Consider the following 26,220-nt stretch of genomic DNA (forward strand, 5'->3'; position numbering starts at 1 on the left):
GGGGCTCGCCGAGGCCGGATGCCTAGCCGGCGGCCAGCTCGATGTCGGGTTGCGGCTCGGTCTTGCCCAGGCGCAGGACCATGAGCTCCACCATGCGTGCCGAGTGGGCGGCGGCTTTCTCCAGGAACTGGTCGAACGAGAGGTGGTTGTCGCCGCCGCCGGGGATGTCGGACAGCGCGCGAACGACCACGAACGGACAGCCGTAGAGGTGGCAGGTCTGGGCGATGGCGGCGGCTTCCATCTCGGCCGCCAGCATGGTGGGGAAGCGCGAGCGGGTTCTGGTGACCAGCTCCGGACAGGCCATGAAGACGTCGCCGGTGGCAATCAGACCTTCCACCACCTTGACCTCGCCCAGCTCCTCGACGCACTCCCGGGCGAGCGTGACCAGGCGGGCATCGGGTAGGTAGGCGGCGGGCATCTGCGGTACCTGGCCGTGCTCGTAGCCGAACGCCACGGCATCCACATCGTGATGACGCACCTCGCTGGACACCACGATGTCGCCGATCTCCAGCCCCTCGCCGAAACCGCCGGCCGAACCGGTGTTGATGATCGCTTCTGGCTGGTAGACGTCGAGCAGCAGGGTGGTGCCGATGGCGGCATTGACCTTGCCGATGCCCGACTGCAGGATCACCACGTCGACGCCGTGCAGCTTGCCGTGATGGAAGGTGCAGCCCACATGGGTGCGGGTGCGGCGGTCTTCCAACTGCGAGGCCAGGTAGTCGACCTCCTGGGCCATGGCGCCGATGATACCGATGCGTTTCATCTCGAGTTGCTTGCTCCGCTAAGGCGGCCGGGCCGCCGTGTCGTGAGTAGGTATGTTCTGAGGAGGGGCGTATTCTAGCGAAGCGGTGCCAGGTTGTCAGGTTCGGGCTGTCAGGCTCTGTCAGAGCGTGGCGGATTCCTGCTCCATGGCATCGTGTCGCTCCGCGGCGTAGAGGGTGTTCTCCAGCAGCGAAGCGACGGTCATCGGGCCTACTCCACCCGGCACCGGCGTGATCCAGGCGGCACGCTCGGCTGCCGGGGTGAATTCCACGTCGCCGACCAGTCTGCCGTCCTCCTCGCGATTGATGCCCACGTCGATGACGATGGCGCCATCGCGTACCCATTCCCCCTTGACCAGGCCCGGCTTGCCAACCGCCACCACCAGCAGCTCTGCGCGACGCACATGCTCTTCGAGGTTGCGTGTGAAGCGGTGACACACGGTAGTGGTGCAGCCGGCCAGCATGAGCTCCAGAGCCATGGGGCGGCCGACGATGTTGGAGGCGCCGACCACGGTGGCGTCCATGCCGCGCACCTTGAGGCCGCTGGCCTGCAGCAGGGTCATGATGCCCTTGGGGGTGCAGGGGCGCAGTACCGGCAGACGCTGCGCCAGACGCCCCAGGTTGTAGGGGTGGAACCCATCGACATCCTTGTGCGGCAGAATGCGCTCGAGGATCGGGCGCGCGTCGAGGTGAGCCGGCAGCGGCAACTGCAACAGGATGCCGTCGATACGTGGGTCGGCGTTGAGCTCGTCGATCAGCCGCTCGAGGCTCTGCTGGCTGGTATCGCTGGGCAGGGCGTGCCGAAAGGAGAGGATGCCGGCCTGTTCGCAGGCGCGGTGCTTGTTGCTGACGTAGACGTGGGATGCCGGGTCTTCGCCCACCAGAACCACGGCGAGACCCGGTATGCGCTTGCCCTCGGTGCGGCGCGTCTCGACCTGGCGTGCAACTTGCTCGCGGACCTGCGCGGCTATGGCCTTGCCGTCGATGAGTTGGGCGGTCATCGTTTCTCCCCTGTGGTGAATGAGTGAGCGGCGCTGCCAATGCCGACCGTGGTTCTCGAAGGGGGCCGATTTTCGCATGCTGCGCCGCCCAGGCAAAGCGCAAAAGCCTCGCTGCGTCAGACGGCTATTGACCGCGAAGGATTCTCGCGTAGAATACGCAGCGCTCGACGAGGCCTGATTATCGGCTGTCGAGGGCCGTGCGAAGGCCGGCGGGGTGTAGCGCAGTCTGGTAGCGCGCCTGCTTTGGGAGCAGGATGTCGGGGGTTCGAATCCCTCCACCCCGACCACAACCTTTTGTTTACGCTGAGGAAATGGCGAATCGGGGTTGCGGTCAGACGCCATGGATCGTAGAATGCGCCCATAGCTCAACCGGATAGAGCAACGGCCTTCTAAGCCGTAGGTTGCAGGTTCGAGTCCTGCTGGGCGTGCCAATGCTGTTGCCCGCGGCAGGTCTCCGGTTCGAGTGGTGTCAGGCCGGTTCGAGTGGTGTCAAGGTTGTACGGCATCAAGTACTTGGTGTCGATGCCGGTAGTGTCGATATGGTGGATGTAGCTCAGTGGTAGAGCCCCGGATTGTGGCTCCGGTGGTCGTGGGTTCGATCCCCATCATCCACCCCATTCGACTCTGTGGCGCCCCATCTATGCAATGGTGGATGTAGCTCAGTGGTAGAGCCCCGGATTGTGGCTCCGGTGGTCGTGGGTTCGATCCCCATCATCCACCCCATTGCACCTCGGTTATACTTTTCTGTACCTTCCCTTTTCCGCTATCCATCTTTTTTCGTTGTTGCGTGCCTTTCATTGCCGCTCGTTGGCACTCTCGGTGTGTTCGCCGGTTCGCGAGTAGGCGCCGATCGGGCGCTGTCCGTAGGTGGTCTGGCCGTTGAAGACCTGATTGCCGAAGACCTGATTCTCGAAGACATAACGGGCATGGCGAGCCGGGGCCGGGTTACAATGCCTCGCGTAATGAAGTGTCCTGACGAAACGCCTTGTAAAACGCCCTTGTAAAAAGCCCGTCGCGCCCCAACCAATGGGTGTAATGCTTGCCAGCGTAGGGCGGGATTCTTAGAATCTCTCTTTTACATTCATGCTTCCCAAGAACGCCCCTAGTGGTAGAGGACCATTCATGCAAGTTTCCGTCGAAACGACCTCCCAGATCGAGCGCCGTGTCACATTCCAGGTGCCGGCCGCCGAGGTCGACGAGGCCGTCGAGGCCCGCCTCAAGGACACGGCGAAGAACATTCGCCTCAATGGCTTCCGCAAGGGCCGGGTGCCCATGTCCGTGGTGCGCCAGCGTTACGGTCGTGGCGTGCGCGACGAGGTCGTGGGTGAGCTGATGCGTGAGCGCTATGTGCGCGCAATCACCGAGCAGAACCTCAACCCGGCGGGCTTCCCGAGCATCGAGCCCAAGGTCGACGAGACCGGCAAGGACCTGGAGTTCGTGGCCTCCCTCGAGGTCTACCCCGAAATCGAGCTGGCCTCGATCGAAGGTACCGAGGTCGAGCGTCCGCAGGTCGAAGTCAGCGATGCCGATCTCGAGGAGATGGTCGAGACACTGCGCAAGCAGAATGCATCCTGGGAAGAGGTCGAGCGTGCCGCCGAGCAGGGCGACCAGGTCAAGATCGACTTCAAGGGCTTCCTGGGTGACGAGCCGTTCGAAGGCGGCAGCGCCGAAGGTCACGATCTGGTGCTGGGCTCCGGCAACTTCATCCCCGGCTTCGAGGACCAGCTCGTCGGCGCCAAGGCGGGTGAGGAGAAGGAGATCAAGGTCACCTTCCCCGAAGACTACCAGGCCGAGCATCTGGCCGGTCAGGAAGCCACCTTCAAGGTCAAGGTGCATGCGGTGAAGGGCCAGGCCCTGCCGGAAGTCGACGAAGCCTTCATCAAGCGCTTCGGCGTCGAGGATGGCGACGTCGAGAAGTTCCGTGAAGAGGTCAAGAAGAACATGGCGCGCGAGGCCAAGCAGGCCGTCGACAATCGCGTCAAGCAGCAGGTGCTCGGCGCGCTGAAGAATGCCAACGACATTCCGGTGCCGCAGTCCCTGGTCCAGCAGGAGACCGACGCGCTCAAGCGCCAGGCGGCCCAGCAGTTCGGCCTGGGCGAGGACTTCGACGTTTCCCAGCTGCCCAACGAGCTGTTCTCCGAGCAGGCCAAGAGCCGCGTTCAGATCGGCCTGCTGCTGGCCGAGGTGATCAAGGCCAACGAGCTCGACGCCAGCGACGACGAGATCCGCGCCAAGGTCGAGGAGCTCGCCGAGCAGTACCAGGAGCCGCAGCAGGTCGTTGACTACTACATGGGCAACGATCAGCTCAAGACCCAGGTCAAGTCGGCTATCCTTGAAGAGAAAGCCGTTGACAAGCTGCTGGAGCAAGCCACCGTCAAGGACGTTGAGATGAGCTACCAGCAGGCTCTCGCAGCCGCTCAGCAGGGCGAGCAGGCCGCAGAGGGCGCAGATGAGGAAGGCGAGGAAGAGGCCAAGAGCTGATTCGGCGTCACGCCCCTCGACCTGCCGGCCGCGAGAGCGCGGCCGGCAGGTGCAGTCGCTTCCATTCATCGGATGCAAGGACATCACACTGATGAGCAACGAGTTCGAGACCCGGAACGCCGGCGGCCTGGTGCCGATGGTGGTTGAGCAGAGCGCACGCGGCGAGCGGGCCTACGACATCTACTCCAGGCTGTTGAAGGAGCGGGTGATCTTTCTGGTGGGGCCGGTGGAAGACCACATGGCCAACCTGATCGTGGCGCAGCTGCTGTTCCTCGAGTCCGAGAATCCGGACAAGGACATCCATCTCTACATCAACTCGCCGGGCGGCGCCGTGACGGCCGGGATGGCGATCTACGACACCATGCAGTTCATCAAGCCCGATGTCTCCACGGTCTGCATCGGCCAAGCGGCCAGCATGGGCGCGCTGCTGTTGGCCGGCGGCGCCGCGGGCAAGCGTTATGCGCTTCCCCACTCGCGCATGATGATCCACCAGCCGCTGGGCGGTTATCAGGGGCAGGCGGCCGACATCGAGATCCATACCCGCGAGATCCTGGGCATCCGCGACAAGCTCAACCGTATCCTGGCGCATCACACCGGTCAGGATATCGAGACGATTGCCCGCGACACCGATCGTGATAACTTCATGAGCGGCACTCAGGCAACGGAGTACGGTCTCATAGATGCCGTACTGGATAAGCGGCCCACATCCTGATAGCGTGAATTCAGACACGCTTCATATACGTGATTAGCGGCGGCCGGTCGGGCCGCCGAAGTGACAGAGGTACGCGAATGGCCGACGGCAAAGGCAAGGACGAAGGCGGCAAGCTGCTCTACTGCTCGTTCTGTGGCAAGAACCAGAACGAGGTGCGCAAGCTGATTGCAGGCCCGTCCGTCTATATCTGCGACGAGTGTGTCGACCTGTGCAACGACATCATTCGCGAGGAAGTTCTCGATGCCGATGCCGAGAGCGATGAGGAGCGCCTGCCCGTTCCCCGCGAGATTCGTCGCACCCTGGACGAATACGTCATCGGTCAGGATCGCGCCAAGACGGTGCTGTCCGTGGCCGTGTACAACCACTACAAGCGTCTGCGCGCCGGCATCAAGGGCGACGACGTCGAGCTCGGCAAGTCCAACATCCTGCTGATCGGTCCTACCGGCAGCGGCAAGACGCTGCTGGCCGAGACCATGGCGCGCCTGCTCAACGTGCCCTTCACCATCGCCGATGCCACCACCCTCACCGAGGCGGGCTACGTCGGCGAGGACGTCGAGAACATCATCCAGAAGCTGCTGCAGAAGTGCGACTACGATGTGGAGAAGGCCCAGCGCGGCATCGTCTACATCGACGAGATCGACAAGATCTCGCGCAAGTCGGACAACCCCTCGATCACCCGCGACGTCTCGGGCGAGGGCGTGCAGCAGGCGCTGCTGAAGCTGATCGAGGGCACCACCGCTTCCGTGCCGCCGCAGGGCGGTCGCAAGCATCCCCAGCAGGAGTTCCTGCAGGTGGACACCGGCAACATCCTGTTCATCGTGGGGGGCGCCTTTGCCGGCCTCGACAAGGTCATTCGCGACCGCGCCGAGAAGGGTGGTATCGGCTTCAGCGCCGTGGTGAAGAGCAAGGACGAGACCAAGGGCGTGGGCGATCTGCTTGCCGACGTCGAGCCGGAGGATCTGGTCAAGTTCGGCCTGATTCCCGAGTTCGTCGGTCGTCTGCCGGTGATCGCCACGCTCACCGAGCTCAACGAAGACGCGCTGATTCAGATTCTTACCGAGCCCAAGAACTCTCTGGTCAAGCAGTACGCCCGCCTGTTCGACATGGAAGGCGTGGAGCTGGAGTTCCGCGAGGACGCGCTGCGTGCGGTGGCGGCCAAGGCCATGGCGCGCAAGACCGGGGCGCGCGGCTTGCGCTCCATCCTCGAGTCGGTTCTGCTCGACACCATGTACGAGATTCCCTCCATGGAGGGGGTGACCAAGGTGGTCATCGATGCGTCGGTCATCGCCGGGGACAGCGAGCCGCTGCTGATCTACTCCCAGCAGGATCAGCGGGTGGACGGCACCGACGGCTGAAGCCGTCCGGCAGTTGCCGTCACGCCCGTGACGAAAAGGGGTCGCTCGGGCGGCCCCTTTTTCATGTGGTTCGCCGCACCCCTTGCAAAGGGGGTGTGCCGCCCCCACACCCCCTGTATCCACCGATTTCTGTTTTGAGGAACGTCTGCGATGCAGCAGAACGCCGTTCAGACTCTCAGTCTGCCCCTCCTGCCACTGCGCGACGTCGTCGTCTATCCGCAGATGGTCATCCCTCTGTTCGTCGGCCGGGAGAAGTCGATCCAGGCGCTGGACGCCGCCATGGCGGCCGACAAGCGTGTGCTGCTGGTCGCCCAGCGCGAAGCCGGTCAGGACGACCCTGGCACCGACGATCTCTTCACCATCGGCACCATCGCCGAGATCATGCAGCTGCTCAAGCTGCCGGACGGCACCGTCAAGGTGCTGATCGAGGGTGTCTCGCGGGCCGACCTGCGCGAAGTCCACCATGCCGACGGCGGACACAGCATGGCGGAGGCGGTGCTGCGCGATAGCGAGCCCCTGACGGAGCGTGAGCAGGAGGCGCTGGTGCGCGTGCTGCTCAACCAGTTCGAACAGTACGTCAAGCTGTCCAAGAAGGTACCCAACGAGGTCCTCAACTCGCTCTCCGGCATCGAGGACCCGAGCCGGCTGGTCGACACCATCTGTGCCCATCTCTCGCTCAAGATCCACGACAAGCAGCAGCTGCTGGAAATGGATCGTGTGCGCGACCGTATCGAGCACCTAATGGCGCTGATCGAATCGGAGATCGACCTGCTCCAGGTGGAGAAGCGCATCCGCTCGCGGGTCAAGGACCAGATGGAGAAGTCCCAGCGCGAGTACTATCTCAACGAGCAGATGAAGGCCATCCAGAAGGAGATGGGCGAGCTCGAGAACGTGCCCAACGAGGCCGAGAAGTACGAGGCTGCCATCGAAGAGTCGGGCATGCCCAAGGAGGCGCGGGAGAAGGCCCTGCAGGAGCTGAGCAAGCTCAAGATGATGTCGCCGAGTTCGGCGGAAGCCACCGTGGTGCGTTCCTACCTCGACTGGATGGTGGGCGTGCCCTGGAAGAAGCGTACCCGGGTCAAGCACGACCTGCCGCATGCGCACAAGGTGCTCGACGAGGACCACTACGGCCTCGAGGAGGTCAAGGAGCGTATCCTCGAGTATCTGGCCGTGCAGAAGCGCGTCAAGAAGCTCAAGGGACCCGTGCTGTGCCTGGTGGGCCCGCCCGGGGTGGGCAAGACCTCGCTGGGCCAGTCGATCGCGCGAGCCACCAACCGCAAGTACGTGCGCCTGGCGCTGGGCGGCGTGCGCGATGAATCCGAAATTCGCGGACATCGCCGCACCTACATCGGTTCGCTGCCCGGCAAGCTGATCCAGCGCATGAGCAAGGCCGGGGTCAAGAACCCGCTGTTCCTGCTCGACGAGGTCGACAAGCTCGGCATGGACCACCGCGGCGACCCGGCCTCGGCGCTGCTCGAGGTGCTCGATCCTGAGCAGAACGACAAGTTCAACGATCATTACCTCGAGCTCGACTACGATCTCTCCGAGGTGATGTTCATCTGTACCGCCAACTCGATGAACATTCCCGGCCCGCTGCTGGACCGCATGGAGGTGATTCGCCTGCCGGGCTACACCGAGGACGAGAAGCTCGCCATTGCCCGGCGCTACCTGGTGCCGAAGCAGCTGCGGGCCACCGGCTTCAAGGAGGACGAACTCGGCTTCTCCGATGAGTCGTTGCTGGAGCTGATTCGCTACTACACTCGTGAGGCGGGCGTGCGCGAGCTCGAGCGGCAGATCGCCAAGGTATGCCGCAAGGTGCTTCGCGAACGGCTCGAATACGAAGGCAAGGGGGCTCAGGCGCCGGTATTCCTCGCCGCCGACGATATAGAGAAGTATGCCGGGGTACGCCGTTACAGCTACGGTCTGGCCGACAAGGAGGATCAGGTGGGCCGCGTGACCGGGCTGGCCTGGACCTCGGTGGGCGGCGAGCTGCTGAACATCGAGTCGGTGGTCACGCCGGGCAAGGGGCGTATCAACAAGACCGGCTCGCTGGGCGATGTAATGAAGGAGTCGGTCAGTGCGGCGCATACCGTGGTGCGTGCTCGCGCCGAGTCGCTGGGCATCGAGCCCGAGCGCTTCGAGAAGGAAGACCTGCACATTCACGTGCCGGAGGGCGCCACGCCCAAGGATGGCCCCAGCGCCGGCATCGCCATGGTGACCGCCATGGTGTCCGCCTATACCGGACGACCCATCCGCTGCGACCTGGCCATGACGGGGGAAGTGAATCTGCGTGGCGAGGTCATGCCGATCGGAGGGTTGAAGGAGAAATTGCTGGCGGCACGGCGCGGTGGTATAAAGATCGTGCTAATTCCGGAAGAGAACCGCCGTGACCTCAAGGAGGTTCCGGATAACATCAAGGACGCGCTGGATATCCGGCCAGTCCGTTGGATCGATGAGGTACTGGCGTCGGCGTTGGTGGCAAGTTCCGATACCAGCGGGGAAGAATCCCGAACTGATGATTCGGCTTCTTCTTCAACGATGATCAGTACACATTAACGATAATTGCCGTGCCATTTCGGGGAGAAAACCTCGATATGGCGCGGTTTGGCGCCGCAGTTGCTTGACACCTCTTTTACAGCATTGCTATAAACTGCCAGCCGTGCTGTGATCGTGTTGCCGGGCGAAAGGCACGCCGATTAGAGCCATTTACTGAAACCGTCAAGGGGTGAAGTGTGAACAAATCCGAGCTGATCGAAGCCATCGCCGCGTCTGCCGATATTCCCAAGGCCGCTGCGTCTCGTGCACTGGATGCCATGGTCGATACCGTTACCGAGAGCCTCAAGAAAGGGGATAGCGTTTCACTCGTCGGGTTTGGTACTTTCTCGGTGAAGGAGCGTGCCGCCCGTACCGGCCGCAACCCGCAGACCGGCCAGCCGATCCAGATCAGTGCAGCCAAGGTGCCGACCTTCAAGGCCGGCAAGGCACTGAAAGACTCCGTCAACTGAGTCAACGGATTGTTTGCTCCGCCAGCCCGGTAGCGGGCGGTCCAGCGTCGGAAGCAAACCATCAGGCGCATCGCTTCGGCGATGCGCCTTATTTTTTGGCGGATGCGGCTTGATTTGGCGTCGGCGCCCCGCACCGATGTCCAGCCGGGCGCTCAGCCATGGTCCGCGAGGCCGGGCCACCGTATAATATGGCCCCACTGCCAGCCAACAATCAGTTACCGAGGCCTGCATGCTGCAAAGTATTCGTGACCGCTCCAGGAGTTGGGGTGCCAAGATCATCGTCGGTGCCGTGGTCGTCACCATGGCGCTGTTCGGTGTCGAGTCCCTGGTGGGGCTATTCGGCGGCGGCGGCGATGAAGTCGCCAAGGTCAACGGCCAGTCCATCACCCGTCAGGAGTTGGAGATGGAGGTGCAGCGCGCGATCCGCTCCGGCCAGGTGCCGCCCGAGCAGGAGCGGGCTCTGCGCGGGCAGGTACTCGACGAGATGATTGGCGAGCGCCTGCTGCTGGCCTTTGCCGAGGAGGGCAGGCTGCATCTCTCCGACGAGCAGCTCGATCAGGTCATCGTGACCCTGCCCGAGTTCCAGGATCAGAGCGGCCGCTTCGATGCCGACCTGTTCCGCAACCGCCTTGCCAGTGCCGGTTTCACGCCAACCTCATTCCGTGCTGCGCTGCGCGTCGATCTCAAGCGGCAGCAGCTGCAGCAGGGTCTGGCCGTCAGTGACTTCGTGCTCGACAGCGAGCGAGAAACCCTGTCGGCACTGCAGTCGCAGGTGCGCAGCTTCCGCTACCATGCGCTGGACGCCGATGCGCTCGACGAGCCGGTGGAGGTCAGCGAGGAGGAGCTGCTCGCCTACTACGAGGAGCATCGCGACAATTACCAGCGACCGGAACAGGTGCGTCTGGAGTACGTGATCGTCGATCGTCAGGAGATGGCCGGCCAGGTCGAGGTGGACGAGGAGGCGCTGCGGCAGGAGTGGCAGAACCGCGGTCGTGACGCCGATCGGCGCGTTTCCCACATCATGGCCACCCACAACGGCGAACGCACGCGAGAAGAAGCCGTGGAGCGGCTGGAAGCCGTTCGCCAGCGTCTGGCCGAGGGCGATGACTTCGAAGCCCTGGCGCTCGAGTACTCCGACGATCCTGCGTCCGCCGAGCAGGGTGGCGATCTCGGTGTGATCAGTCGCGGTTTCTTCGGCGACGCCTTCGACGATGCCGCCTTCGCGCTCGCGCCCGGGCAGGTCTCCGGCATCGTGGAAACCAGCAGCGGTCTGCATCTGATCAAGGTCACGGGTCTGGATCAGCCATCCTTCGAGGAGATGCGTGACGATCTGGCCCGTGAGCTGGCGCTCGACCAGGTCACCGGCGATTTCAACCGTCGCGTGCAGTCCCTGATCGATGAGAGCTTTGCCGCCGACGACCTGGACAGCGTGGCCGATGGGTTGGGGCTCGAGCTCCACGAGAGCGACTGGGTGTCGCGTGAAGGCGGCGAGGGCATACTCTCCGAGCCGGGCGTGATGAGCGAGGCGTTCAGCGAGGATGTGCTGGTCGAGGGCTTCAACAGTGAAGTCATTGAGCTCGACGACGATCGCCGCATGGTATTGCGGGTTGCCGAGCATCGTGAGGCCACCGTGCTGCCGCTCGAGGAAGTGCGCGAGCGTGTGGCGGCATCCGTGACCCGGATCAAGCAGCGTGAGATGCTGCTCGACGTGGCGCGTCAGCAGGTCGAGCGCCTGCGCGCCGGAGAGGAGCTGGATCTCGACTGGCAGCAGGTCGAAGGGGCCACGCGCCAGCGGGACAACGTGCCGCGCTCGGTGCTCCAGGCCGCCTTCCGTTTGCCGCATCCCGAGACGGGCGAGGCCGTGTTCGGCCACACCAGCGATGGTGAGAGGGTCATTCTCATCGCACTCGACGACGTCACTGCCGGCGAACCCGACGAGCAGATCGATGCCTTCGTGGCGCGCATGGCCGAGCAGCTGCGGGCTCAGGCGGCCGTGCAGGGACTGCGCAGCCATCTGCGGGAGACCTCCGAGGTCACCCGCCGCTGAGGGCAATAGCCTGCCATGCGGTACCGATAAGGGGGCGATGCCCCCTTATCTTCTGTCCCGGCTTTATACCGTTATCTTGTGCTGAAGAAGCTTGCTGCCCTGGCTAGCTGATGTGTTACTCTATAACAATAGTGTTGCAGGAGCGCTCATGGCTGCCACGCCGCTAAGATCGATACCCGTACATCTCTTCACCGGCTTTCTGGGCAGCGGCAAGAGCACGCTGATCCAGCGCCTGATCGAGCAGAAGCCGGCAAACGAGCGCTGGGCGGTATTGATCAACGAGTTCGGCCAGGTCGGTATCGATCAGACCATGTTCGAGTCGCGGGACGACGTGATCGTCAAGGGACTGCCCGGTGGGTGTCTCTGCTGTCAGCTGGCGTTCGTGCTGCAGGCCACGCTGGTCAACCTGCTGCATCGCCATCGGCCCGACCGGCTGCTCATCGAGCCTTCGGGGCTCGGTCATCCCGCCGGCCTGCTCGACACGCTGCGTGGAGAGGCCTTTGCCGACGTGCTGGTGGTGCAGGACATCGTGGCGTTGCTCGATCCGTCCCGACTCGAGGATCCCCGCGTGCGGGAGCACGACACCTTCAACGACCAGCTGGCCATGGCCGACGCCGTCGCCTTGACCATGACCGACCGCAGCGGGGCGCAGGCGGTCGCCGCTGCCGAGGCCTTCGTGCAGCAGCTCTGGCCGCCGAAGAAGTGGGTGGTGCACGCTGCCCATGGCGAACTGGATGTGAACGTACTGCTGGCAGGTGGCCGTCACCGCTCGACGGCGGCCGGAAGCGTGCGCGATGGGCATGCGGCGCTGCGCGACTCTGGCGCTCGGATGCCGGTACTGGATGAGTTCGTGGTGCCGGCACCTCGACCGGGGCAGCCGGTGGCGGCGAGCGGTCGGGCCTTGGGCTACCACACGCTGGGGTGGCGCTGGAGTCCCGTCGAGGTGTTCGATCTCGACCGCCTGACCCTGCTGTTGGATCGCTTGCCGTCCGCGCTGCGCGTCAAGGGCGTATTGCACACCGATGCCGGATGGAAGCTCTACAACCGCGGCGAGGGGGCGGCGAGCCTGACGCCAAGCGTCTGGCGTCAGGACTCGCGCCTGGAGCTGATCGGCGAGGCGGCGCACATGCCGCCGGCAGACGACCTTCTCGCCGCCATTCACGCCTGTCGTGTGAGCGGCGAAGAGGTCGATGCGCTGCCTTGAGTCAGCTCCTCAGAGGGCGATTTCCCGCAGGTTGGGGTCGCCATCGGGGCCGATCTCGATTTCCCAGCCTTTGCCGGGCTGCCAATCGCCCAACACGATACGGCGAGCTGGGAGGTCGCCGACCTCGAGCTCGTGCACGGCGGGACGATGGGTGTGGCCGTGGATCAGGGTCGTCACGCCGTAGTCGCGCATGGTGCGCACGACTTCTTCCGGGGTGACGTCCATGATGTCCTCGGCCTTGTTGGAGGTCGCTTCGCCGGACTGTTGCCGCAGCGCGGCGGCCAGCTGCAGGCGGTCGGCCAGCGGCATGGCCAGCACCTGCTCCTGCCAGGCCTGGTTGCGGGCCTGTTCGCGAAAGGTCATGTAGGCCTCGTCGCGGGTGCACAGGCTGTCGCCGTGCATCAGCAGCACCGGCTCGTCGGCGAAGCGCAGCACGGCCGGATCGGTGACCAGCTTGGCCCCGCAGGCGGCAGCGAAGCGGTGGCCGAGCAGGAAGTCGCGGTTACCGTGCATCAGGTAGATCTGGGTGCCTTCGTCGCTCAGGCGGCGCAGGGCGGCGGCCACTCGCAGGGCCAGCTTGCCGGTGCCGCTGGGATCCTGGTCGGCGTGATCGAGCAGATCGTCGCCGATCCAGGCCTCGAAGAAGTCACCCAGGATGTAGAGTGCATCGACGCCGCGGGCTCTGCGCTCGAGCCAGCCGAGGAAGCCCTCGGTGACCTCGGGCGCAGCCGGGTGCAGATGCAGGTCGGAGATCAGCAGGGTGGAACTCATGAGCAATCCCGTGGTTGGCTGCGGCTCAGCTGTCGTCTGCTGCGTCCTTGACGTAGGCGCGCTCGATGATCACGTCTTCGGCGGGCACGTCGGCATGCATGCCGCGGCGGGTGGTGTCCACGGCGGTGATGCGCTCGACCACGTCCATGCCCTCCACCACTTCGCCGAACACGCAGTAACCCCAGCCCTGCAGCGATTTACCGCTGTGGTTGAGGAAGTCGTTGTCGGCCACGTTGATGAAGAACTGGGCGGTGGCGGAGTGGGGGTCCTGGGTGCGGGCCATGGCCAGAGTGCCGGTCAGGTTCTTCAACCCGTTGTCGGCCTCGTTCTCGATCGGGTCGCGGGTCGGCTTCTGGTTGAAGTCCCGGTCGAAGCCGCCGCCCTGGATCATGAAGCCGGGAATGACGCGATGGAACAGGGTGCCGTCGTAGTGGCCGTCGCGCACGTACTGCTCGAAATTGGCTGCGGACTTGGGCGCCTGTTCGTGATTCAGGGTGATGGCGATGTCGCCGAAGCTGGTCTCGAGAATGATCATCGAAGTTTCCTGTACGATGGGAGCGCGCCTTGGCGCCGTGCATGGGCGTGGCGTTATAATAGCCGTTTTGCATCGATGCGCGAAGCGTGTCGGGTTCATCGACATTCGGGGCCCCACCCAGACTCGCGATCCAACCAGAGGTTTGCCGCAACAACATGACCACCGAAAACGCCAGTGCGCCGAATTTCATCCGCAACCAGATCCGCGACGAGATCGAGGCCGGTCGTGCCGACAAGGTCGTCACCCGCTTCCCGCCGGAGCCCAACGGTTTCCTGCACGTGGGGCACGCCAAGTCCATCTGTCTCAACTTCGGCCTGGCCGAGCAGTTCGGTGGGAACTGTCACCTGCGCTTCGACGACACCAACCCGGCCAAGGAAGAGCAAGCCTACATCGACGCCATCAAGGAGGACGTCAGCTGGCTCGGCTTCGAGTGGGCGGGGCCGGTGCGCTACGCCTCCGACTGCTTCGATCAGCTCTACGCCTGGGCGCAGCATCTGATTCGCGAGGGCAAGGCCTACGTGGACGATCTCTCGCCCGACGAGATCCGCGAATATCGCGGCACGCTGACCGAGCCGGGCCGTCCGAGCCCCTGGCGCGAGCGCAGCGTCGAGGAGAACCTCGACCTGCTCGAGCGCATGCGTGCCGGCGAGTTCAACGAGGGCGAGAGGGTGCTGCGAGCCAAGATCGACATGGCCTCGCCTAACATCAATCTGCGCGACCCGATCCTCTACCGCATTCGTCATGCCCATCATCACCAGACCGGCGACACCTGGAAGATCTATCCCTCCTACGATTTCGCCCATGGTCAGACGGATGCCATCGAAGGGGTGACGCACTCCATCTGCACCCTGGAGTTCGAAGACCACCGCCCGCTCTACGAGTGGTTCCTCGACAACCTGCCGGTGCCGTGCAAGCCGCGCCAGATCGAATTCGCGCGGCTCAACATGAACTACACCCTCACCTCCAAGCGCAAGCTCAAGCTGCTGGTGGACGAGGGCATCGTCGACGGCTGGGACGACCCGCGCATGCCGACCATCTCCGGCATGCGTCGGCGCGGCTACACCCCGGCGTCGATCCGCAAGTTCTGCGAGATGATCGGCGTGACCCGCGCCGACGGCGGCCTGGTCGACATCGCCATGCTCTACCATGCCATCCGCTCGGATCTGGAGGACAACGCCCCGCGCGCCATGTGCGTGCTCAATCCGCTCAAGGTGGTGTTGACCAACGTGCCGGAGTCCCACGAGGAGGTCTACGAGGTGCCGGGCCATCCGGCCCGTGAGGACATGGGAGTGCGCCGCGTGCCCTTCACCCGCGAGCTCTACATCGACCGCGACGACTTCATGGAGGAGCCGCCGAAGAAGTTCTTCCGCCTGGCGCCGGGTCAGGAGGTGCGTCTGCGCAACTCCTACGTGATCCGCTGCGACGAGGTGGTGAAGGACGCCAGCGACGAGATCGTGGAACTGCGCTGCTCGGTGGATTTCGATACCCTGGGTAAGAACCCCGAAGGGCGCAAGGTCAAGGGCGTGATCCACTGGGTCAGCGCCAATCATGCGGTGCCGATGGAGGTGCGTCTCTACGACAACCTGTTCCTGGTCGAGCAGCCGGACAAGGACAAGGACGCCGACTTCCTCGAGCATCTCAATCCCGAGTCGCTGCAGATCTGTCAGGCCATGGGCGAACCGAGCCTGGCCGATGCCGCCCCCGAGTCGCGTTATCAGTTCGAGCGCATGGGCTACTTCTGTGCCGACCGCCATGCCTGTCGTGACGGCAAGCTGGTGTTCAACCGCACCGTTGGGCTGAAGGACAGTTGGGCAAAGATACAGAAGAAGGGCTGACATGCAGATCTACAACACGCTGACGCGACGCAAGGAGCCGTTTGCTCCGATCGAACCGGGCAAGGTGCGCATGTACGTCTGCGGCATGACCGTGTACGACTACTGCCACCTGGGCCACGCCCGGGTGATGGTGGCGTTCGACGTGATCACCCGCTACCTCCGCTGGCGCGGCTTCGACGTCACCTACGTGCGCAACATCACCGACATCGACGACAAGATCCTCAAGCGGGCCGACGAGAATGGCGAGACCATCGCCTCGCTCACCGAGCGCATGATCGCCGCGATGCACGAGGACGAGGCGCGCCTCGGCGTGCTGCGCCCGGACCGCGAGCCGCGGGCCACCGGCCACGTGAGCGAGATCATCGCCATGGTCGAGACCCTGATCGACAAGGGCTATGCCTATCCGGCCGCCAACGGCGACGTCTACTACCGGGTGCGCAAGTTCGAGGGCTACGGCAAGCTCAACAACCGCAATCCCGACGAGATGCGCGCCGGCGCCCGGGTCGAGGTCGACGAGCACAAGGAGGACCCCCTCGACTTCGTGCTGTGGAAGGCGGCCAAGCCCGGCGAGGCGAGCTGGCCTTCGCCCTGGGGCGAGGGGCGGCCCGGTTGGCACATCGAGTGCTCGGCGATGTCGACCTGCTGCCTGGGGGATACCTTCGACATCCACGGCGGCGGCCCGGACCTGACCTTTCCGCACCACGAGAACGAGATCGCCCAGAGCGAGGCGGCCACCGGCAAGCCTTACGTCAATACCTGGATGCACGCCGGGGCGGTGCGGGTGAACCAGGAGAAGATGTCCAAGTCGCTGGGCAACTTCTTCACCATCCGCGAGGTGCTCGAAGTCCACGACCCGGAAGTGGTGCGCTACCTGCTGGTGGCGAGCCACTACCGCAGCCCGATCAACTACGCCCCGGAGTCGCTGGGTGAGGCGCGCAAGTCGCTGGAGCGCTTCTACACCGCGCTCGAAGGCATGGAGGCTCTCGGCGCGGACGCTGCGTCTGGCGTGAGCGATGGCCGCTTCGCCGAGCGTTTCACCGCCGCCATGGACGACGACTTCAACACGCCCGAAGCGCTGTCGGTGCTGTTCGAGCTGGTGCGCGAGCTCAACCGTGCCAGGAAGGAAGCCCCCGGTGAGGCGCCGACATTGGCCGCCGAGCTGCGTCGTCTGGGCGGCGTACTGGGGCTGTTCGGCCAGGATCCGCAGGCCTTCCTCAAGGGCAACCAGGCGGCGCTGCCGCTGAGCGAAGAGCAGATCGAAGCGCGCATCGCCCAGCGTGCCGAGGCCAAGCAGGCCAGAGACTTCGCCGCCGCCGACGGCATCCGCGACGAGCTCGCCGCACTCGGTATCGTGCTCAAGGATTCCCGCGAGGGAACGAGCTGGGTCTACGAGCCACCCGAGCAGTGAGCCTCGTGCCTGCAGTTCGCATACGCCCGGCCTCTGGCCGGGCGTTGTCGTTTCACCTGGGCGTGCGCGGGTAGGGCGGCAGCGGTATCTGCAATGGCCAGCTGTCGTCGACGACGAACAGCCGTCGACGAGCGCTGCCCGGGCCGGCGGAGCCGAGCAGTGCAATCTGCACCGGCGAGGCGGGCCGTGAGAAATGCTGCGCCAGACGCGCCTCGACGTCGTCCAACGGCAGGAAGGCCTCGTCCCGCGGCAGCGCCAGCCAGTGCGGCTTGACCAGCCAGGCGGCGCGGGTGTCCCGCCTCAGTCCGTCGCGCAGCCGCCGCCAGTCGCGCCAGTGTAGCCACTCTCCGCGCAGATGATCGGTCGTTGCCTCGTGCGGTGCCGGCAGCGGCCGGTGCCAGGGATAGAACAGCACGCCGGGCATCGCCAACTGTTGCCTGATCGTCTCCGTCCGCGCGGGGCCGATGTCGCGGGGCTGGGTGTGCTGGTGGATGGTCAGCCGGGTCTCGGCATGCTCGGTCAGACGCAGTTGATGGCGGTCCAGATGCTCGCGCTTGGTGGCGAGGCTGTCGGCGCCGCCGGGACCGATCCAGCGTGCCTGGTCGTCGTTCGGGCCGGGGCCTTGCGGCAGGCCCAGGTAGAACTTGATGGCCACTTCGAGATGAATGGGCGTGGGATCGTGGCGACGGCGGTAGAGCAGGTCGAGCTCCCCCAGGGTGCGTTTGCCCTGGTGAATGCGAAGATTGCTGGCGAGCAGACGGGTGCCCGGCGCAGTGTCGAGCAGAAATTGCCAGAGGCGCTCGTGATAGTGGCCCATGCGGCCATCGACGGTGCTGCCCGCCCGGCGCTCGAGGCCCTCGGGGTTGGCTTCCAGTTCGTCGAGGTAGGCCAGCAGGCGCTCGTCCCGTTCGAGGCCGAAGTCCGCCCGGCTCGGGCGTCCGGGCCAGGGCATGGCGATCAGGTCCGGCGCCATGACGATCCAGGCCAGATCGCGCACCAGGGGGTGATGGCAACGGGCGAGCAGGGCGGTACCGTCCGCATCCATGGGGAGCTCCGCGTTGAGAACGGGTCTGACAGTCAAACTGTACACGCCTTATACTCTACCGACATACCCATAGGATGGTGATGATCATGAAACGCTACTTGTCTGTGGCGGCCGTGACGGCCGGCTCCCTGCTTTTCGCCGTCGGCGTGCATGCCGGTGACCCGGTCACGGTATCTTCCAAGATCGATACCGAGGGCTCGGTGCTGGGGCAGCTGATCATTCAGCGCCTGGAGCAGGGCGGCATCCCGACGGAGGACAGGCTGCAGCTCGGCGCCACCAGCATCGTCCGGCAGGCCTTGCTGAACGGCGAGATCGACCTCTATCCCGAGTACACCGGCAACGGGGCCTTCTTCTTCGACATGACCGACAGCGATGTCTGGCACGATGCCGAGAGCGCTTTCGAAACGGTGCGTGAACGAGACGCCGAGAACGGTCTGGTGTGGCTTGCGCCGGCCCAGGCCAACAATACCTGGGCCATGAGCGTGCGCGGCGACCTGGCCCGGGAGCATGGCCTCGAGACCCTCGAGGACCTGGCCGAGTATCTCGACGGCGGCGGGGAGTTCAAGTTCGCCGCCAGCGCCGAATTCGTCGAGTCCGAACAGGCACTGCCGGCGTTTCAGCAGGCCTATGGCTTCGAGCTGAGCAGCGATCAGCTGCTGGTGCTCTCCGGCGGCAATACCGCCGCTACCATGCGTGCCGCCGCCCAGCAGACCAGCGGGGTGAATGCCGCCATGACCTACGGCACCGACGGCGGGCTCAGCGCGCTCGACCTGGTGGTGCTGGAGGATACGCTCGGGGTGCAGCCGGTCTATCAGCCGGCGCCGGTGGTGCGCGAGGAAGTGCTCGAGGCCTACCCGGAGATTGCCGAACTGCTCGAGCCGCTGTTCCAGTCCCTCGATCTGGAAATTCTGCAGGAGCTCAATGCCAAGGTGGCGGTGGAAGGGCTCGATCCGCGCCAAGTCGCCGAGGAGTATCTGGCCGAGCTGCAGGACTGAGGCGTGGGCGAGACCAGGCAATCTCCCAACTGGGTCCTGTCGAGCCTGATGCTGGCCGCGACGGCGGCCTGGCTGACGCTGGATGCCGTCAGCGTCGCGCCCAACCGAATCGTGCCCGGCACGCCCTACGCCGCGCTCGAGGTCGTGGGCGGCTGGCCGGCGCTGCTGATAGCCGTACCCATGCTCGCCGTGGTGGTGCTGGCCTGGCGGCCGAACCGCAAGGGGCTGACGCTTTCCCTTGGCGTGGTGATGGCGCTGCTCGCGCTCTTGCCGCTGTGGCTGGCGGCGGCCACGGCGGTGCTGGTGACGCCGGATATGCCCCAGGCGCGAGTGGGTATCGGCAGTGCGCTGTGGCTGCTGCTCTTCCTGCTGCTGCTGGTGTTGATCGAGCTACGTACCCGGCTCGGCATGTCGCGTGCGCTGGGCTGGCTGCTGCTGGTGCCGATGCTGCTCGGCTGGTGGCTGGCGCTGTCACTGTGGCTGGAGCCGCTGGCGCTGCTGCGCGAATATCACGCCCGCAGCGACCAGTTCGCCAGTGCCGTCCAGCAACATCTCGCGCTGGTCGGGGCGGCGGTGGGGGCCAGCCTGGTGGTGGCCTCTCTACTGGTGCTGGCCATGCGCAGGCACACCGGGGTGCGGCGTGTCGGCTTCGGCGTGCTCAACTTTCTCCAGACCATTCCCAGCCTGGCGCTGTTCGGCCTGCTGCTGGCCCCGCTTGCCTGGCTCGGCGCGCGGGTCGATTGGCTGGCGGCGCTGGGAGTCAGCGGCATCGGCTGGGCGCCGGCCTTCCTGGCCCTGCTCGGCTACAGCCTGCTGCCGATGGTTCGCAACATCTTCGTCGCCCTGGAAGAGGTGGACCCGGCGGTGATCGAATCCGCCCGCGGCATGGGCATGGCCCGACGCCAGGTCTTTTTGCAGGTGCGCCTGCCGCTGGCACTGCCGGTGGTGCTGGAGGGCGTGCGCATCACCACCGTCCAGGCCATCGGCCTGACGGCGGTGGCGGCCCTGATCGGTGCCGGCGGGCTCGGCACCTTCATTTTCCAGGGATTGGGGCAGGCGGCCATGGACATGGTGCTGCTGGGCGCCCTGCCGATCATCGGCCTGGCCCTGGTCGCCGATGCCTTGATCGGCGCCTTGAGTGAACGTCTTCGCCCGGGAGGGGCCGCATGATCGAACTGTTCGACGTGACCAAGCGTTTCGGCGACGAGACCGCCGTGGACGGTATCTCGCTGCGTGTCGAGAAGGGCGAGCTGTGCGCGCTGGTCGGCACCTCGGGCTGCGGCAAGTCGACCACCCTGCGCATGATCAATCGACTGATCGAGCACGACGGCGGCGAGATTCATCTCGACGGCCAGCCGGTGCGCAGCTTCGACGAAGTCGCCCTGCGACGGCGGATCGGCTACGTCATCCAGAGTACCGGGCTGTTTCCCCACTGGACGGTGGCGCGCAACATCGGTCTGGTGCCGCGCCTGCTGAAATGGCCCAAGGGCAAGGTGCGCGACAGGGTGGAGGAGCTGATGCAGCTGCTGGGCCTGCCCGTGGCGGAGTTCGCCGACAAGTACCCGCGCCAGCTCTCCGGCGGCCAGGCGCAGCGTGTCGGCGTGGCCCGGGCCTTGGCCGCCGACCCCGACATCCTGCTGATGGACGAGCCCTTCGGCGCCCTCGACCCCATCACCCGGGCCACCCTGCAGGATGAGCTGCGGGTGCTGCAGGCGCGCCTGCACAAGACCGTCGTTTTCGTCACTCACGACATGGACGAGGCGCTGGCGCTCGCCGACAGGCTGGTGGTGATGCACCAGGGGCGGATCGTGCAGCAGGGCTCACCCGTCGAGCTGCTGCGCGAGCCGGCCAATCCCTTCGTCGAGTCGCTGCTGGGCGGCATGGACCGCGGCCTGAAGGAGGCGGCGCTGATCCAGGTCAGCGAGCACATGCTGCCGTTGGGGCCGCGGCTGCTGGCCAGCGAGCGGATTCCCTACGGCGCCTCGTTGAGCCAGGCGCTGTCGGTCATGCTCTGGCACAGGGTCGACCGGCTGACGGTGGTCGACGAAGAGGACATTCCCATCGGCGAGCTGTCGCTGCGCCGCCTGCTCGGGGCCAAGGTGCCATGAGTTCGGCTGCGTCGTCGACGACACACGGCTCGGCCGTACAGCGGTGGCTGGCGCCGATCGTCTGGCTGAGCCTGCTGTTGCTGCTGACCCTGGGCATGGGGCATCTCGAGTGGCTGTTCCGCCTGCTCGAACCCGACCTGCGGCAGGTGATCTATCGCCGCGCCGATTTTCTGACCCTGCTGGGCCAGCACGTGCTGGTAGTGGGCATCGCCTCGCTGCTGGCGGTGGCCCTGGGGGTCTCCGCCGCGGTGGCCGTCACCCGGAAGTTCGGCAGGGACTTCCTGCCGCTGGTGTCGCAGCTGGCCTCCATCGGTCAGACCTTTCCTCCGGTCGCCGTGCTGGCCCTGGCGGTGCCCGCTCTGGGGTTCGGTACGCTGCCCATCATCGTCGCGCTGCTGCTGTATGGGCTGCTGCCCATCGTGCGCAACACCCTGGCCGGGATCGACAGCATCGACCCGCAGGTGCACGAGGCGGCCCGCGCCATGGGCATGACCCCGTGGCAGGTACTGCGCCAGGTGGAGCTGCCGCTGGCCGCGCCCTTCATCCTTGCCGGTATCCGCACCTCGGTCACCATCAATATCGCCACCGCCGCTCTGGGCACCACCGTGGGGGCGAGCAACCTGGGCGACCCGATCATTTCCGGCATCGTCAACGGCAATACCGCCTACATCGTCCAGGGGGCCGTGCTGATCGGCCTGTTGGCGCTGGCCGTGGACAGCCTCTTCGAGCGCCTGCAGCGGCGCGGCTAGGCGCGGGCCGACGCCCGCTCGCTCCAGGCTGCGCTTGCCAGGTCGATATCACGGGTGATGCTGAGCTCACGGAGCGTTCGGCTATGGCTGGCGGCAGTGATAGTGCATTCGTCGTAGAGAGGGGGCTTGTATAGCAAAATAGGTGCGTTTAGATTCATCTTACGTTAACGTCAACTTTTCCAGCGTTGGCGATCTGCTGGAGAGACCCTCTGGCAGACGGCTACATTAGAGTCAACACTGCCCTCACGAGGGGCGGCACTCCTCCTGCCATTACCCAAGGACCAGGAAGATGACAACAACACACGATGTCCACACGCCTAGCTTCATGACCGGCGACGAGTTCCACATCCCCACCTTTCGCCTGCTGCAGCAGGACGGCTCCCTGTTCGAGGGGGCCGAGGCGCCCGAGCTCGACAAGGAGAAGGCGCTGAGAATCTACCGGGCCATGCTCGTCACCCGAGTGCTCGACGAGCGCATGATGGCGGCGCAGCGTCAGGGCCGGCTCTCCTTCTACATGCAGTGCACCGGCGAGGAGGCCGCGGTGATCGGCGCCACCGCAGCGCTCGACGATGCCGACATGATCATGGCCCAGTATCGTGAGCAGGGCGCGCTGGTCTATCGCGGCTTCAGCTACGACGAGTTCATGAACCAGCTGTTCGGCAACGAACTCGACTACGGCAAGGGCCGGCAGATGCCGATCCACTACGGCTCGCGCAAATTGCACTACATGACGATCTCGTCACCGCTGGCCACCCAGATCCCCCAGGCCACCGGCTACGCCTACGGCCAGAAGCTGGCCGGCGAAGGCCACTGCACCATCACCTTCTTCGGCGAGGGTGCGGCCTCGGAGGGCGACTTCCACGCCGCGCTGAACATGGCGTCGGTGCACAAGGTGCCGGTGATCTTCTTCTGTCGTAACAACGGCTACGCCATCTCGACGCCGGCCAGCGAGCAGTTTGCCGCCGACGGGATCGCGCCGCGGGCGTTCGGCTATCGCATGCACGTGATTCGTGTCGACGGCAACGACGTACTGGCCGTCTATCGTGCCACCCAGGAGGCGCGCAAGATCGCGGTGGAGCAGAACCAGCCGGTGCTGATCGAGGCCATGACCTATCGCCTGGCGGCTCACTCCTCGTCCGACGACCCCTCGGGCTATCGCTCGCGCAAGGAGGAGGAGGCCTGGCGCGAGAAGGATCCCATCCTGCGCATGCAGCGCTGGCTGATCGACGGCGGCTGGTGGAGCGAGGAGGAGGAGAAGGAGCTTCAGGAGAGCCTGCGCCGCGAGGTGCTCGAGACCATGAAGCGTGCCGAGAAGCGTCCGCCGCCGCCGCTGGAGAGCCTGGTGACCGATGTCTACGCCGATGTCACGCCGGCGCTGCAGCGTCAGCTCGATGCGCTGAAGACCCACATTCGCAAGTATCCCGATGCCTACCCGAAGGGCGCCCGTTCGCTCGACCCCGACGTCAGGCCGGGTGGCGACCACAAGTCCAGCGACGAGCAGGGAGGAGCCTGAGATGCCCAGAATGAACATGCTGCAGGCGATCAACAACGCCCTGGACATCGCCATGGCCGAGGATGAAAAGGTGCTCTGCTTCGGCGAGGACGTCGGCGTCTTCGGTGGGGTCTTCCGCGCCACCAGCCACTTGCAGGAGAAGTACGGTCGCGCGCGCTGCTTCAACACGCCGCTGGTGGAGCAGGGGATCATCGGCTTTGCTAACGGCCTGGCGGCCCAGGGCTCGGTACCGGTGGCCGAGATCCAGTTCGCCGACTACATCTTTCCGGCCTTCGACCAGATCGTCAACGAGACCGCCAAGTTCCGCTTCCGCTCGGGCGATCTGTTCAACGTCGGCGGCCTCACCATCCGCACGCCCTATGGCGGCGGGATCTCCGGCGGTCTTTATCACTCCCAGTCGCCGGAAGCCTATTTCGCCCATACGCCGGGTCTCAAGATCGTGGTGCCGCGCAATCCCTACCAAGCCAAAGGGCTGCTGCTCTCGGCCATTCGCGACCCCGACCCGGTGATCTTCTTCGAGCCCAAGCGCCTCTACCGCGCCGCGGTGGGCGAGGTGCCCGAGGAGGACTACCAGCTGCCCATCGGCGAGGCCGAGGTCACCAAGGAAGGCAGCGACATCACCGTGCTCGGCTGGGGCGCCCAGATGGAGGTGATCGACCGTGCCGTGGAGCTGGCCGAGAAGGAGGGCATCTCCTGTGAGGTGATCGATCTGCGCAGCATCCTGCCGTGGGACGAGGACACCGTGGTGGAGTCGGTACTCAAGACCGGCCGCCTGGTGATCACCCACGAGGCGCCGCGCACCGGCGGCTTTGCCAGCGAGATCGCCGCCACCATCCAGGAGCGCTGCTTCCTGTACCTGGAGTCGCCCATCGAACGGGTGACGGGCCTGGATACGCCTTTCCCGCTGACGCTGGAGAAGGAGTATCTGCCCGACCACCTCAAGATCTTCGAAGCGATCAAGGCATCCGCGGCGTTCTGACGCCCGATATCAGGACAGGAGAGAACGATGAGCGATTTCATGCTGCCCGATATCGGCGAAGGTATCGTGGAGTGCGAAGTGGTCGAATGGCGGGTGAACGAGGGCGACGAGATCGCCGAGGACCAGCCGGTGGTCGAGGTGATGACCGACAAGGCGCTGGTGGAGATCACCGCCCCCGAAGCCGGCCGCGTGACCCGGTTGTACGTGGCCAAGGGCGACATCGCCAAGGTGCACGCCCCGCTGTTCGCTTATGAGGCCACCGGAGAGGTCGAGTTCGAGACCCCGCCGCGACCCGCCGCACGGGAAGAGGACGAAGTGGTAAGCCCCGCGGCGGAAGCGCCGCCGCCCGCTGCGTCATCGTCGCCGGCCGACGGCAGGGCCGCGACCAGTGCCAAGGCCAAGGATTTCATTCTGCCCGACATCGGCGAGGGCATCGTCGAGTGCGAAGTGGTCGAGTGGCGGGTCGGCGAGGGCGACGAGATCGCCGAGGACCAGCCGCTGGTCGACGTGATGACCGACAAGGCGCTGGTGGAGATCACCGCCCCCGAAGCCGGCACGGTGAGCAAGCTTCACGTGGCCAAGGGCGAGATCGCCAAGGTACATGCGCCGCTTTACGCCTACGTGCCGGCGCATGTCGAGCCGGGCGAGGCCCAGGCCGACCTCGGCCAGCCGTCGCCCTCCGCGCCCCAGGCGGCGCAGCAGCACAGGGTCGCGCCGGTGGCTAGCGGCGGACGCGGCCCCTACGGGCGCATTCCGGCGAGCCCTGCGGTGCGGCGTCTGGTACGCGAGCACGGCCTGGATCTCGAAGCCGTGGCCGGTTCGGGCAAGGACGGCCGCGTGTTGAAGGAAGACGTGCTGCGCTTTCTCGAGCAGGGCCCGCAGCAGCAGGGCGAGCCGCCTGCCGCTCGACCGGCCAGCCCAGCCCCGCAGAGCGAAACGCCGTCTGGCGCAGCACCGTCACGGCATGAAGCCGGCGAGGTTCGCGTCGAGCCGATTCGTGGCGTGCGCGCGGTGATGGCGCGGCGCATGGTCGAGTCGGCCAGCACCGTTCCGCATTTTCAATACGGCGAGGAGATCGACGTCACCGAACTGCTGGCGCTGCGCGAGCGACTCAAGCCCGCGGCCGAGGCGCAGCAGGTGCGCCTGACACTGATGCCGTTCTTCATGAAGGCGCTGGCACTGGCGGTGCGTGAGGAGCCGATCCTCAACGCGCGGCTCAACCCCGAGGTCAGCGAGATCCACTATCTGCCCGAAGTGAACGTTGGCATGGCGGTGGACAGCAAGGCGGGGCTGATCGTACCCAACGTCAAGCGGGTGGAGCAGCGCAGCGTGCTCGAGGTGGCCCGCGAGATCCAGCGGCTGACCGCCGCGGCCCGGGAAGGGCGGGTGGCCCAGGAGGATCTCAAGGGTGGCACCATCAGCATCTCCAACATCGGCGCCTTCGGCGGCACCTATGCGGCGCCGATCATCAACGTGCCGGAGCTGGCCATCGTCGCCATCGGCAAGAGCCAGTGGCTGCCGCGTTTCGACGAGCGTGGCGAGGTGGTGAGACGGGCGATCATGACCGTCACCTGGGCGGGGGATCACCGGGTGATCGATGGCGGCACCATCGCGCGCTTCTGCAATGCCTGGAGAGGCTATCTCGAAAGCCCGGAAACCATGCTGCTGCATCTCGGCTAGCCGGACGCGAGCCGTCTCGGAAAGGATCATCCGATG

Annotated in this window: 21 protein-coding genes and 4 tRNA genes; 20 read left to right on the forward strand and 5 right to left on the reverse strand. The window is 65.4% G+C overall.

The window, feature by feature from the left end; all coding sequences use genetic code 11:
- Nucleotides 1-22: 22 nt before the first annotated feature.
- The gene (mtnN, locus tag C4S71_RS01035) at nucleotides 23-763 is read right to left on the reverse strand and encodes a 5'-methylthioadenosine/S-adenosylhomocysteine nucleosidase (protein ID WP_086509719.1); all 741 of its coding nucleotides are present in this window, start codon (nucleotides 761-763) and stop codon (nucleotides 23-25) included.
- A gap of 120 nt (nucleotides 764-883) precedes the next feature.
- A complete protein-coding gene (folD, locus tag C4S71_RS01040) occupies nucleotides 884-1,762 on the reverse strand; it encodes a bifunctional methylenetetrahydrofolate dehydrogenase/methenyltetrahydrofolate cyclohydrolase FolD (RefSeq protein WP_160113341.1) in 879 nt (292 codons plus the stop codon).
- Nucleotides 1,763-1,972: 210 nt separating this feature from the next.
- Between folD and C4S71_RS01045 the strand changes: the two genes are divergently transcribed.
- The 11 genes from C4S71_RS01045 to C4S71_RS01095 all read left to right on the forward strand — a co-directional run bounded on the left by C4S71_RS01045 (nucleotide 1,973) and on the right by C4S71_RS01095 (nucleotide 12,566).
- Nucleotides 1,973-2,049: transfer RNA gene (locus tag C4S71_RS01045), tRNA-Pro, on the forward strand.
- Nucleotides 2,050-2,116: 67 nt separating this feature from the next.
- Nucleotides 2,117-2,193, forward strand: a tRNA-Arg gene (locus tag C4S71_RS01050).
- A 111-nt stretch (nucleotides 2,194-2,304) separates the two neighbouring features.
- A tRNA-His gene (locus C4S71_RS01055) sits at nucleotides 2,305-2,379 on the forward strand.
- Between the two features lie 31 nt (nucleotides 2,380-2,410).
- A tRNA-His gene (locus tag C4S71_RS01060) sits at nucleotides 2,411-2,485 on the forward strand.
- Between the two features lie 399 nt (nucleotides 2,486-2,884).
- Nucleotides 2,885-4,243 (forward strand): trigger factor, encoded by a 1,359-nt coding sequence (gene tig, locus C4S71_RS01065; protein WP_086509721.1) that lies wholly within the window; start codon nucleotides 2,885-2,887, stop codon nucleotides 4,241-4,243.
- 91 nt (nucleotides 4,244-4,334) lie between these two features.
- A complete protein-coding gene (clpP, locus tag C4S71_RS01070; protein ID WP_086509722.1) occupies nucleotides 4,335-4,955 on the forward strand; it encodes an ATP-dependent Clp endopeptidase proteolytic subunit ClpP in 621 nt (206 codons plus the stop codon).
- 77 nt (nucleotides 4,956-5,032) lie between these two features.
- Nucleotides 5,033-6,310 (forward strand): ATP-dependent Clp protease ATP-binding subunit ClpX, encoded by a 1,278-nt coding sequence (gene clpX, locus C4S71_RS01075; protein ID WP_010628479.1) that lies wholly within the window; start codon nucleotides 5,033-5,035, stop codon nucleotides 6,308-6,310.
- 150 nt (nucleotides 6,311-6,460) lie between these two features.
- A complete protein-coding gene (gene lon, locus C4S71_RS01080; RefSeq protein WP_086509723.1) occupies nucleotides 6,461-8,866 on the forward strand; it encodes an endopeptidase La in 2,406 nt (801 codons plus the stop codon).
- A gap of 176 nt (nucleotides 8,867-9,042) precedes the next feature.
- Nucleotides 9,043-9,315: an HU family DNA-binding protein gene (locus C4S71_RS01085; protein ID WP_086509724.1), complete on the forward strand. Its 273-nt coding sequence runs from the start codon at nucleotides 9,043-9,045 to the stop codon at nucleotides 9,313-9,315.
- A gap of 229 nt (nucleotides 9,316-9,544) precedes the next feature.
- Nucleotides 9,545-11,362, forward strand: coding sequence for a SurA N-terminal domain-containing protein (locus C4S71_RS01090; protein ID WP_103967913.1), 1,818 nt, complete (start codon nucleotides 9,545-9,547; stop codon nucleotides 11,360-11,362).
- A gap of 148 nt (nucleotides 11,363-11,510) precedes the next feature.
- Entirely contained in the window at nucleotides 11,511-12,566 is a 1,056-nt protein-coding gene (locus tag C4S71_RS01095) for a CobW family GTP-binding protein (RefSeq protein WP_086509726.1), read from the forward strand.
- 9 nt (nucleotides 12,567-12,575) lie between these two features.
- Here the strand turns inward: C4S71_RS01095 and C4S71_RS01100 are convergent, their stop codons facing one another.
- Nucleotides 12,576-13,337, reverse strand: a complete 762-nt coding sequence (locus C4S71_RS01100; protein WP_103967914.1) for a UDP-2,3-diacylglucosamine diphosphatase — start codon at nucleotides 13,335-13,337, stop codon at nucleotides 12,576-12,578.
- 25 nt (nucleotides 13,338-13,362) lie between these two features.
- Entirely contained in the window at nucleotides 13,363-13,872 is a 510-nt protein-coding gene (locus C4S71_RS01105; RefSeq protein WP_103967915.1) for a peptidylprolyl isomerase, read from the reverse strand.
- A gap of 155 nt (nucleotides 13,873-14,027) precedes the next feature.
- Here C4S71_RS01105 and C4S71_RS01110 point away from each other — a divergent pair, with 155 nt between their 5' ends.
- A complete protein-coding gene (locus C4S71_RS01110) occupies nucleotides 14,028-15,707 on the forward strand; it encodes a glutamine--tRNA ligase/YqeY domain fusion protein (protein ID WP_103967916.1) in 1,680 nt (559 codons plus the stop codon).
- Between the two features lies 1 nt (nucleotide 15,708).
- The gene (gene cysS / locus C4S71_RS01115) at nucleotides 15,709-17,115 is read left to right on the forward strand and encodes a cysteine--tRNA ligase (protein ID WP_103967917.1); all 1,407 of its coding nucleotides are present in this window, start codon (nucleotides 15,709-15,711) and stop codon (nucleotides 17,113-17,115) included.
- Between the two features lie 52 nt (nucleotides 17,116-17,167).
- Here cysS and C4S71_RS01120 read toward each other — a convergent pair whose 3' ends face one another.
- Nucleotides 17,168-18,160 (reverse strand): DUF1853 family protein, encoded by a 993-nt coding sequence (locus C4S71_RS01120; RefSeq protein WP_103967918.1) that lies wholly within the window; start codon nucleotides 18,158-18,160, stop codon nucleotides 17,168-17,170.
- An 80-nt stretch (nucleotides 18,161-18,240) separates the two neighbouring features.
- Here C4S71_RS01120 and osmF point away from each other — a divergent pair, with 80 nt between their 5' ends.
- The 7 genes from osmF (at nucleotide 18,241) to C4S71_RS01155 (ending at nucleotide 26,184) form a co-directional block, all read left to right on the forward strand.
- Nucleotides 18,241-19,155, forward strand: coding sequence for a glycine betaine ABC transporter substrate-binding protein OsmF (gene osmF / locus C4S71_RS01125; protein ID WP_103967919.1), 915 nt, complete (start codon nucleotides 18,241-18,243; stop codon nucleotides 19,153-19,155).
- Nucleotides 19,156-19,158: 3 nt separating this feature from the next.
- Nucleotides 19,159-20,325 (forward strand): ABC transporter permease, encoded by a 1,167-nt coding sequence (locus C4S71_RS01130; protein WP_103967920.1) that lies wholly within the window; start codon nucleotides 19,159-19,161, stop codon nucleotides 20,323-20,325.
- Nucleotides 20,322-21,263 (forward strand): ABC transporter ATP-binding protein, encoded by a 942-nt coding sequence (locus tag C4S71_RS01135; protein ID WP_086509734.1) that lies wholly within the window; start codon nucleotides 20,322-20,324, stop codon nucleotides 21,261-21,263. Before C4S71_RS01130 ends, C4S71_RS01135 begins: the two co-directional genes overlap by 4 nt.
- The gene (locus tag C4S71_RS01140; protein WP_103967921.1) at nucleotides 21,260-22,012 is read left to right on the forward strand and encodes an ABC transporter permease; all 753 of its coding nucleotides are present in this window, start codon (nucleotides 21,260-21,262) and stop codon (nucleotides 22,010-22,012) included. Before C4S71_RS01135 ends, C4S71_RS01140 begins: the two co-directional genes overlap by 4 nt.
- A 289-nt stretch (nucleotides 22,013-22,301) precedes the next feature.
- Nucleotides 22,302-23,525, forward strand: coding sequence for a thiamine pyrophosphate-dependent dehydrogenase E1 component subunit alpha (locus C4S71_RS01145; protein WP_103967922.1), 1,224 nt, complete (start codon nucleotides 22,302-22,304; stop codon nucleotides 23,523-23,525).
- A 1-nt stretch (nucleotide 23,526) separates the two neighbouring features.
- A complete protein-coding gene (locus tag C4S71_RS01150; protein ID WP_086509736.1) occupies nucleotides 23,527-24,504 on the forward strand; it encodes an alpha-ketoacid dehydrogenase subunit beta in 978 nt (325 codons plus the stop codon).
- A 27-nt stretch (nucleotides 24,505-24,531) separates the two neighbouring features.
- Nucleotides 24,532-26,184, forward strand: coding sequence for a dihydrolipoyllysine-residue acetyltransferase (locus C4S71_RS01155; RefSeq protein ID WP_103967923.1), 1,653 nt, complete (start codon nucleotides 24,532-24,534; stop codon nucleotides 26,182-26,184).
- Nucleotides 26,185-26,220: the final 36 nt, after the last annotated feature.

The organism is Billgrantia desiderata, from assembly GCF_900108215.1.
In the GTDB taxonomy this organism is placed as follows: Bacteria; Pseudomonadota; Gammaproteobacteria; order Pseudomonadales; family Halomonadaceae; genus Halomonas; species Halomonas desiderata.

Excerpts from the sequence above, each read along its gene's own strand:
- mtnN (WP_086509719.1), bottom strand. The coding sequence starts at position 763 with ATGAAACGCATCGGTATCATCGGCGCCATGGCCCAGGAGGTCGACTAC.
- folD (WP_160113341.1), bottom strand. The coding sequence starts at position 1,762 with ATGACCGCCCAACTCATCGACGGCAAGGCCATAGCCGCGCAGGTCCGC.
- tig (WP_086509721.1), top strand. The coding sequence starts at position 2,885 with ATGCAAGTTTCCGTCGAAACGACCTCCCAGATCGAGCGCCGTGTCACA.
- clpP (WP_086509722.1), top strand. The coding sequence starts at position 4,335 with ATGAGCAACGAGTTCGAGACCCGGAACGCCGGCGGCCTGGTGCCGATG.
- clpX (WP_010628479.1), top strand. The coding sequence starts at position 5,033 with ATGGCCGACGGCAAAGGCAAGGACGAAGGCGGCAAGCTGCTCTACTGC.
- lon (WP_086509723.1), top strand. The coding sequence starts at position 6,461 with ATGCAGCAGAACGCCGTTCAGACTCTCAGTCTGCCCCTCCTGCCACTG.
- C4S71_RS01090 (WP_103967913.1), top strand. The coding sequence starts at position 9,545 with ATGCTGCAAAGTATTCGTGACCGCTCCAGGAGTTGGGGTGCCAAGATC.
- C4S71_RS01095 (WP_086509726.1), top strand. The coding sequence starts at position 11,511 with ATGGCTGCCACGCCGCTAAGATCGATACCCGTACATCTCTTCACCGGC.
- C4S71_RS01100 (WP_103967914.1), bottom strand. The coding sequence starts at position 13,337 with ATGAGTTCCACCCTGCTGATCTCCGACCTGCATCTGCACCCGGCTGCG.
- C4S71_RS01105 (WP_103967915.1), bottom strand. The coding sequence starts at position 13,872 with ATGATCATTCTCGAGACCAGCTTCGGCGACATCGCCATCACCCTGAAT.
- C4S71_RS01110 (WP_103967916.1), top strand. The coding sequence starts at position 14,028 with ATGACCACCGAAAACGCCAGTGCGCCGAATTTCATCCGCAACCAGATC.
- cysS (WP_103967917.1), top strand. The coding sequence starts at position 15,709 with ATGCAGATCTACAACACGCTGACGCGACGCAAGGAGCCGTTTGCTCCG.
- C4S71_RS01120 (WP_103967918.1), bottom strand. The coding sequence starts at position 18,160 with ATGGATGCGGACGGTACCGCCCTGCTCGCCCGTTGCCATCACCCCCTG.
- osmF (WP_103967919.1), top strand. The coding sequence starts at position 18,241 with ATGATCATGAAACGCTACTTGTCTGTGGCGGCCGTGACGGCCGGCTCC.
- C4S71_RS01135 (WP_086509734.1), top strand. The coding sequence starts at position 20,322 with ATGATCGAACTGTTCGACGTGACCAAGCGTTTCGGCGACGAGACCGCC.
- C4S71_RS01140 (WP_103967921.1), top strand. The coding sequence starts at position 21,260 with ATGAGTTCGGCTGCGTCGTCGACGACACACGGCTCGGCCGTACAGCGG.
- C4S71_RS01145 (WP_103967922.1), top strand. The coding sequence starts at position 22,302 with ATGACAACAACACACGATGTCCACACGCCTAGCTTCATGACCGGCGAC.
- C4S71_RS01150 (WP_086509736.1), top strand. The coding sequence starts at position 23,527 with ATGCCCAGAATGAACATGCTGCAGGCGATCAACAACGCCCTGGACATC.
- C4S71_RS01155 (WP_103967923.1), top strand. The coding sequence starts at position 24,532 with ATGAGCGATTTCATGCTGCCCGATATCGGCGAAGGTATCGTGGAGTGC.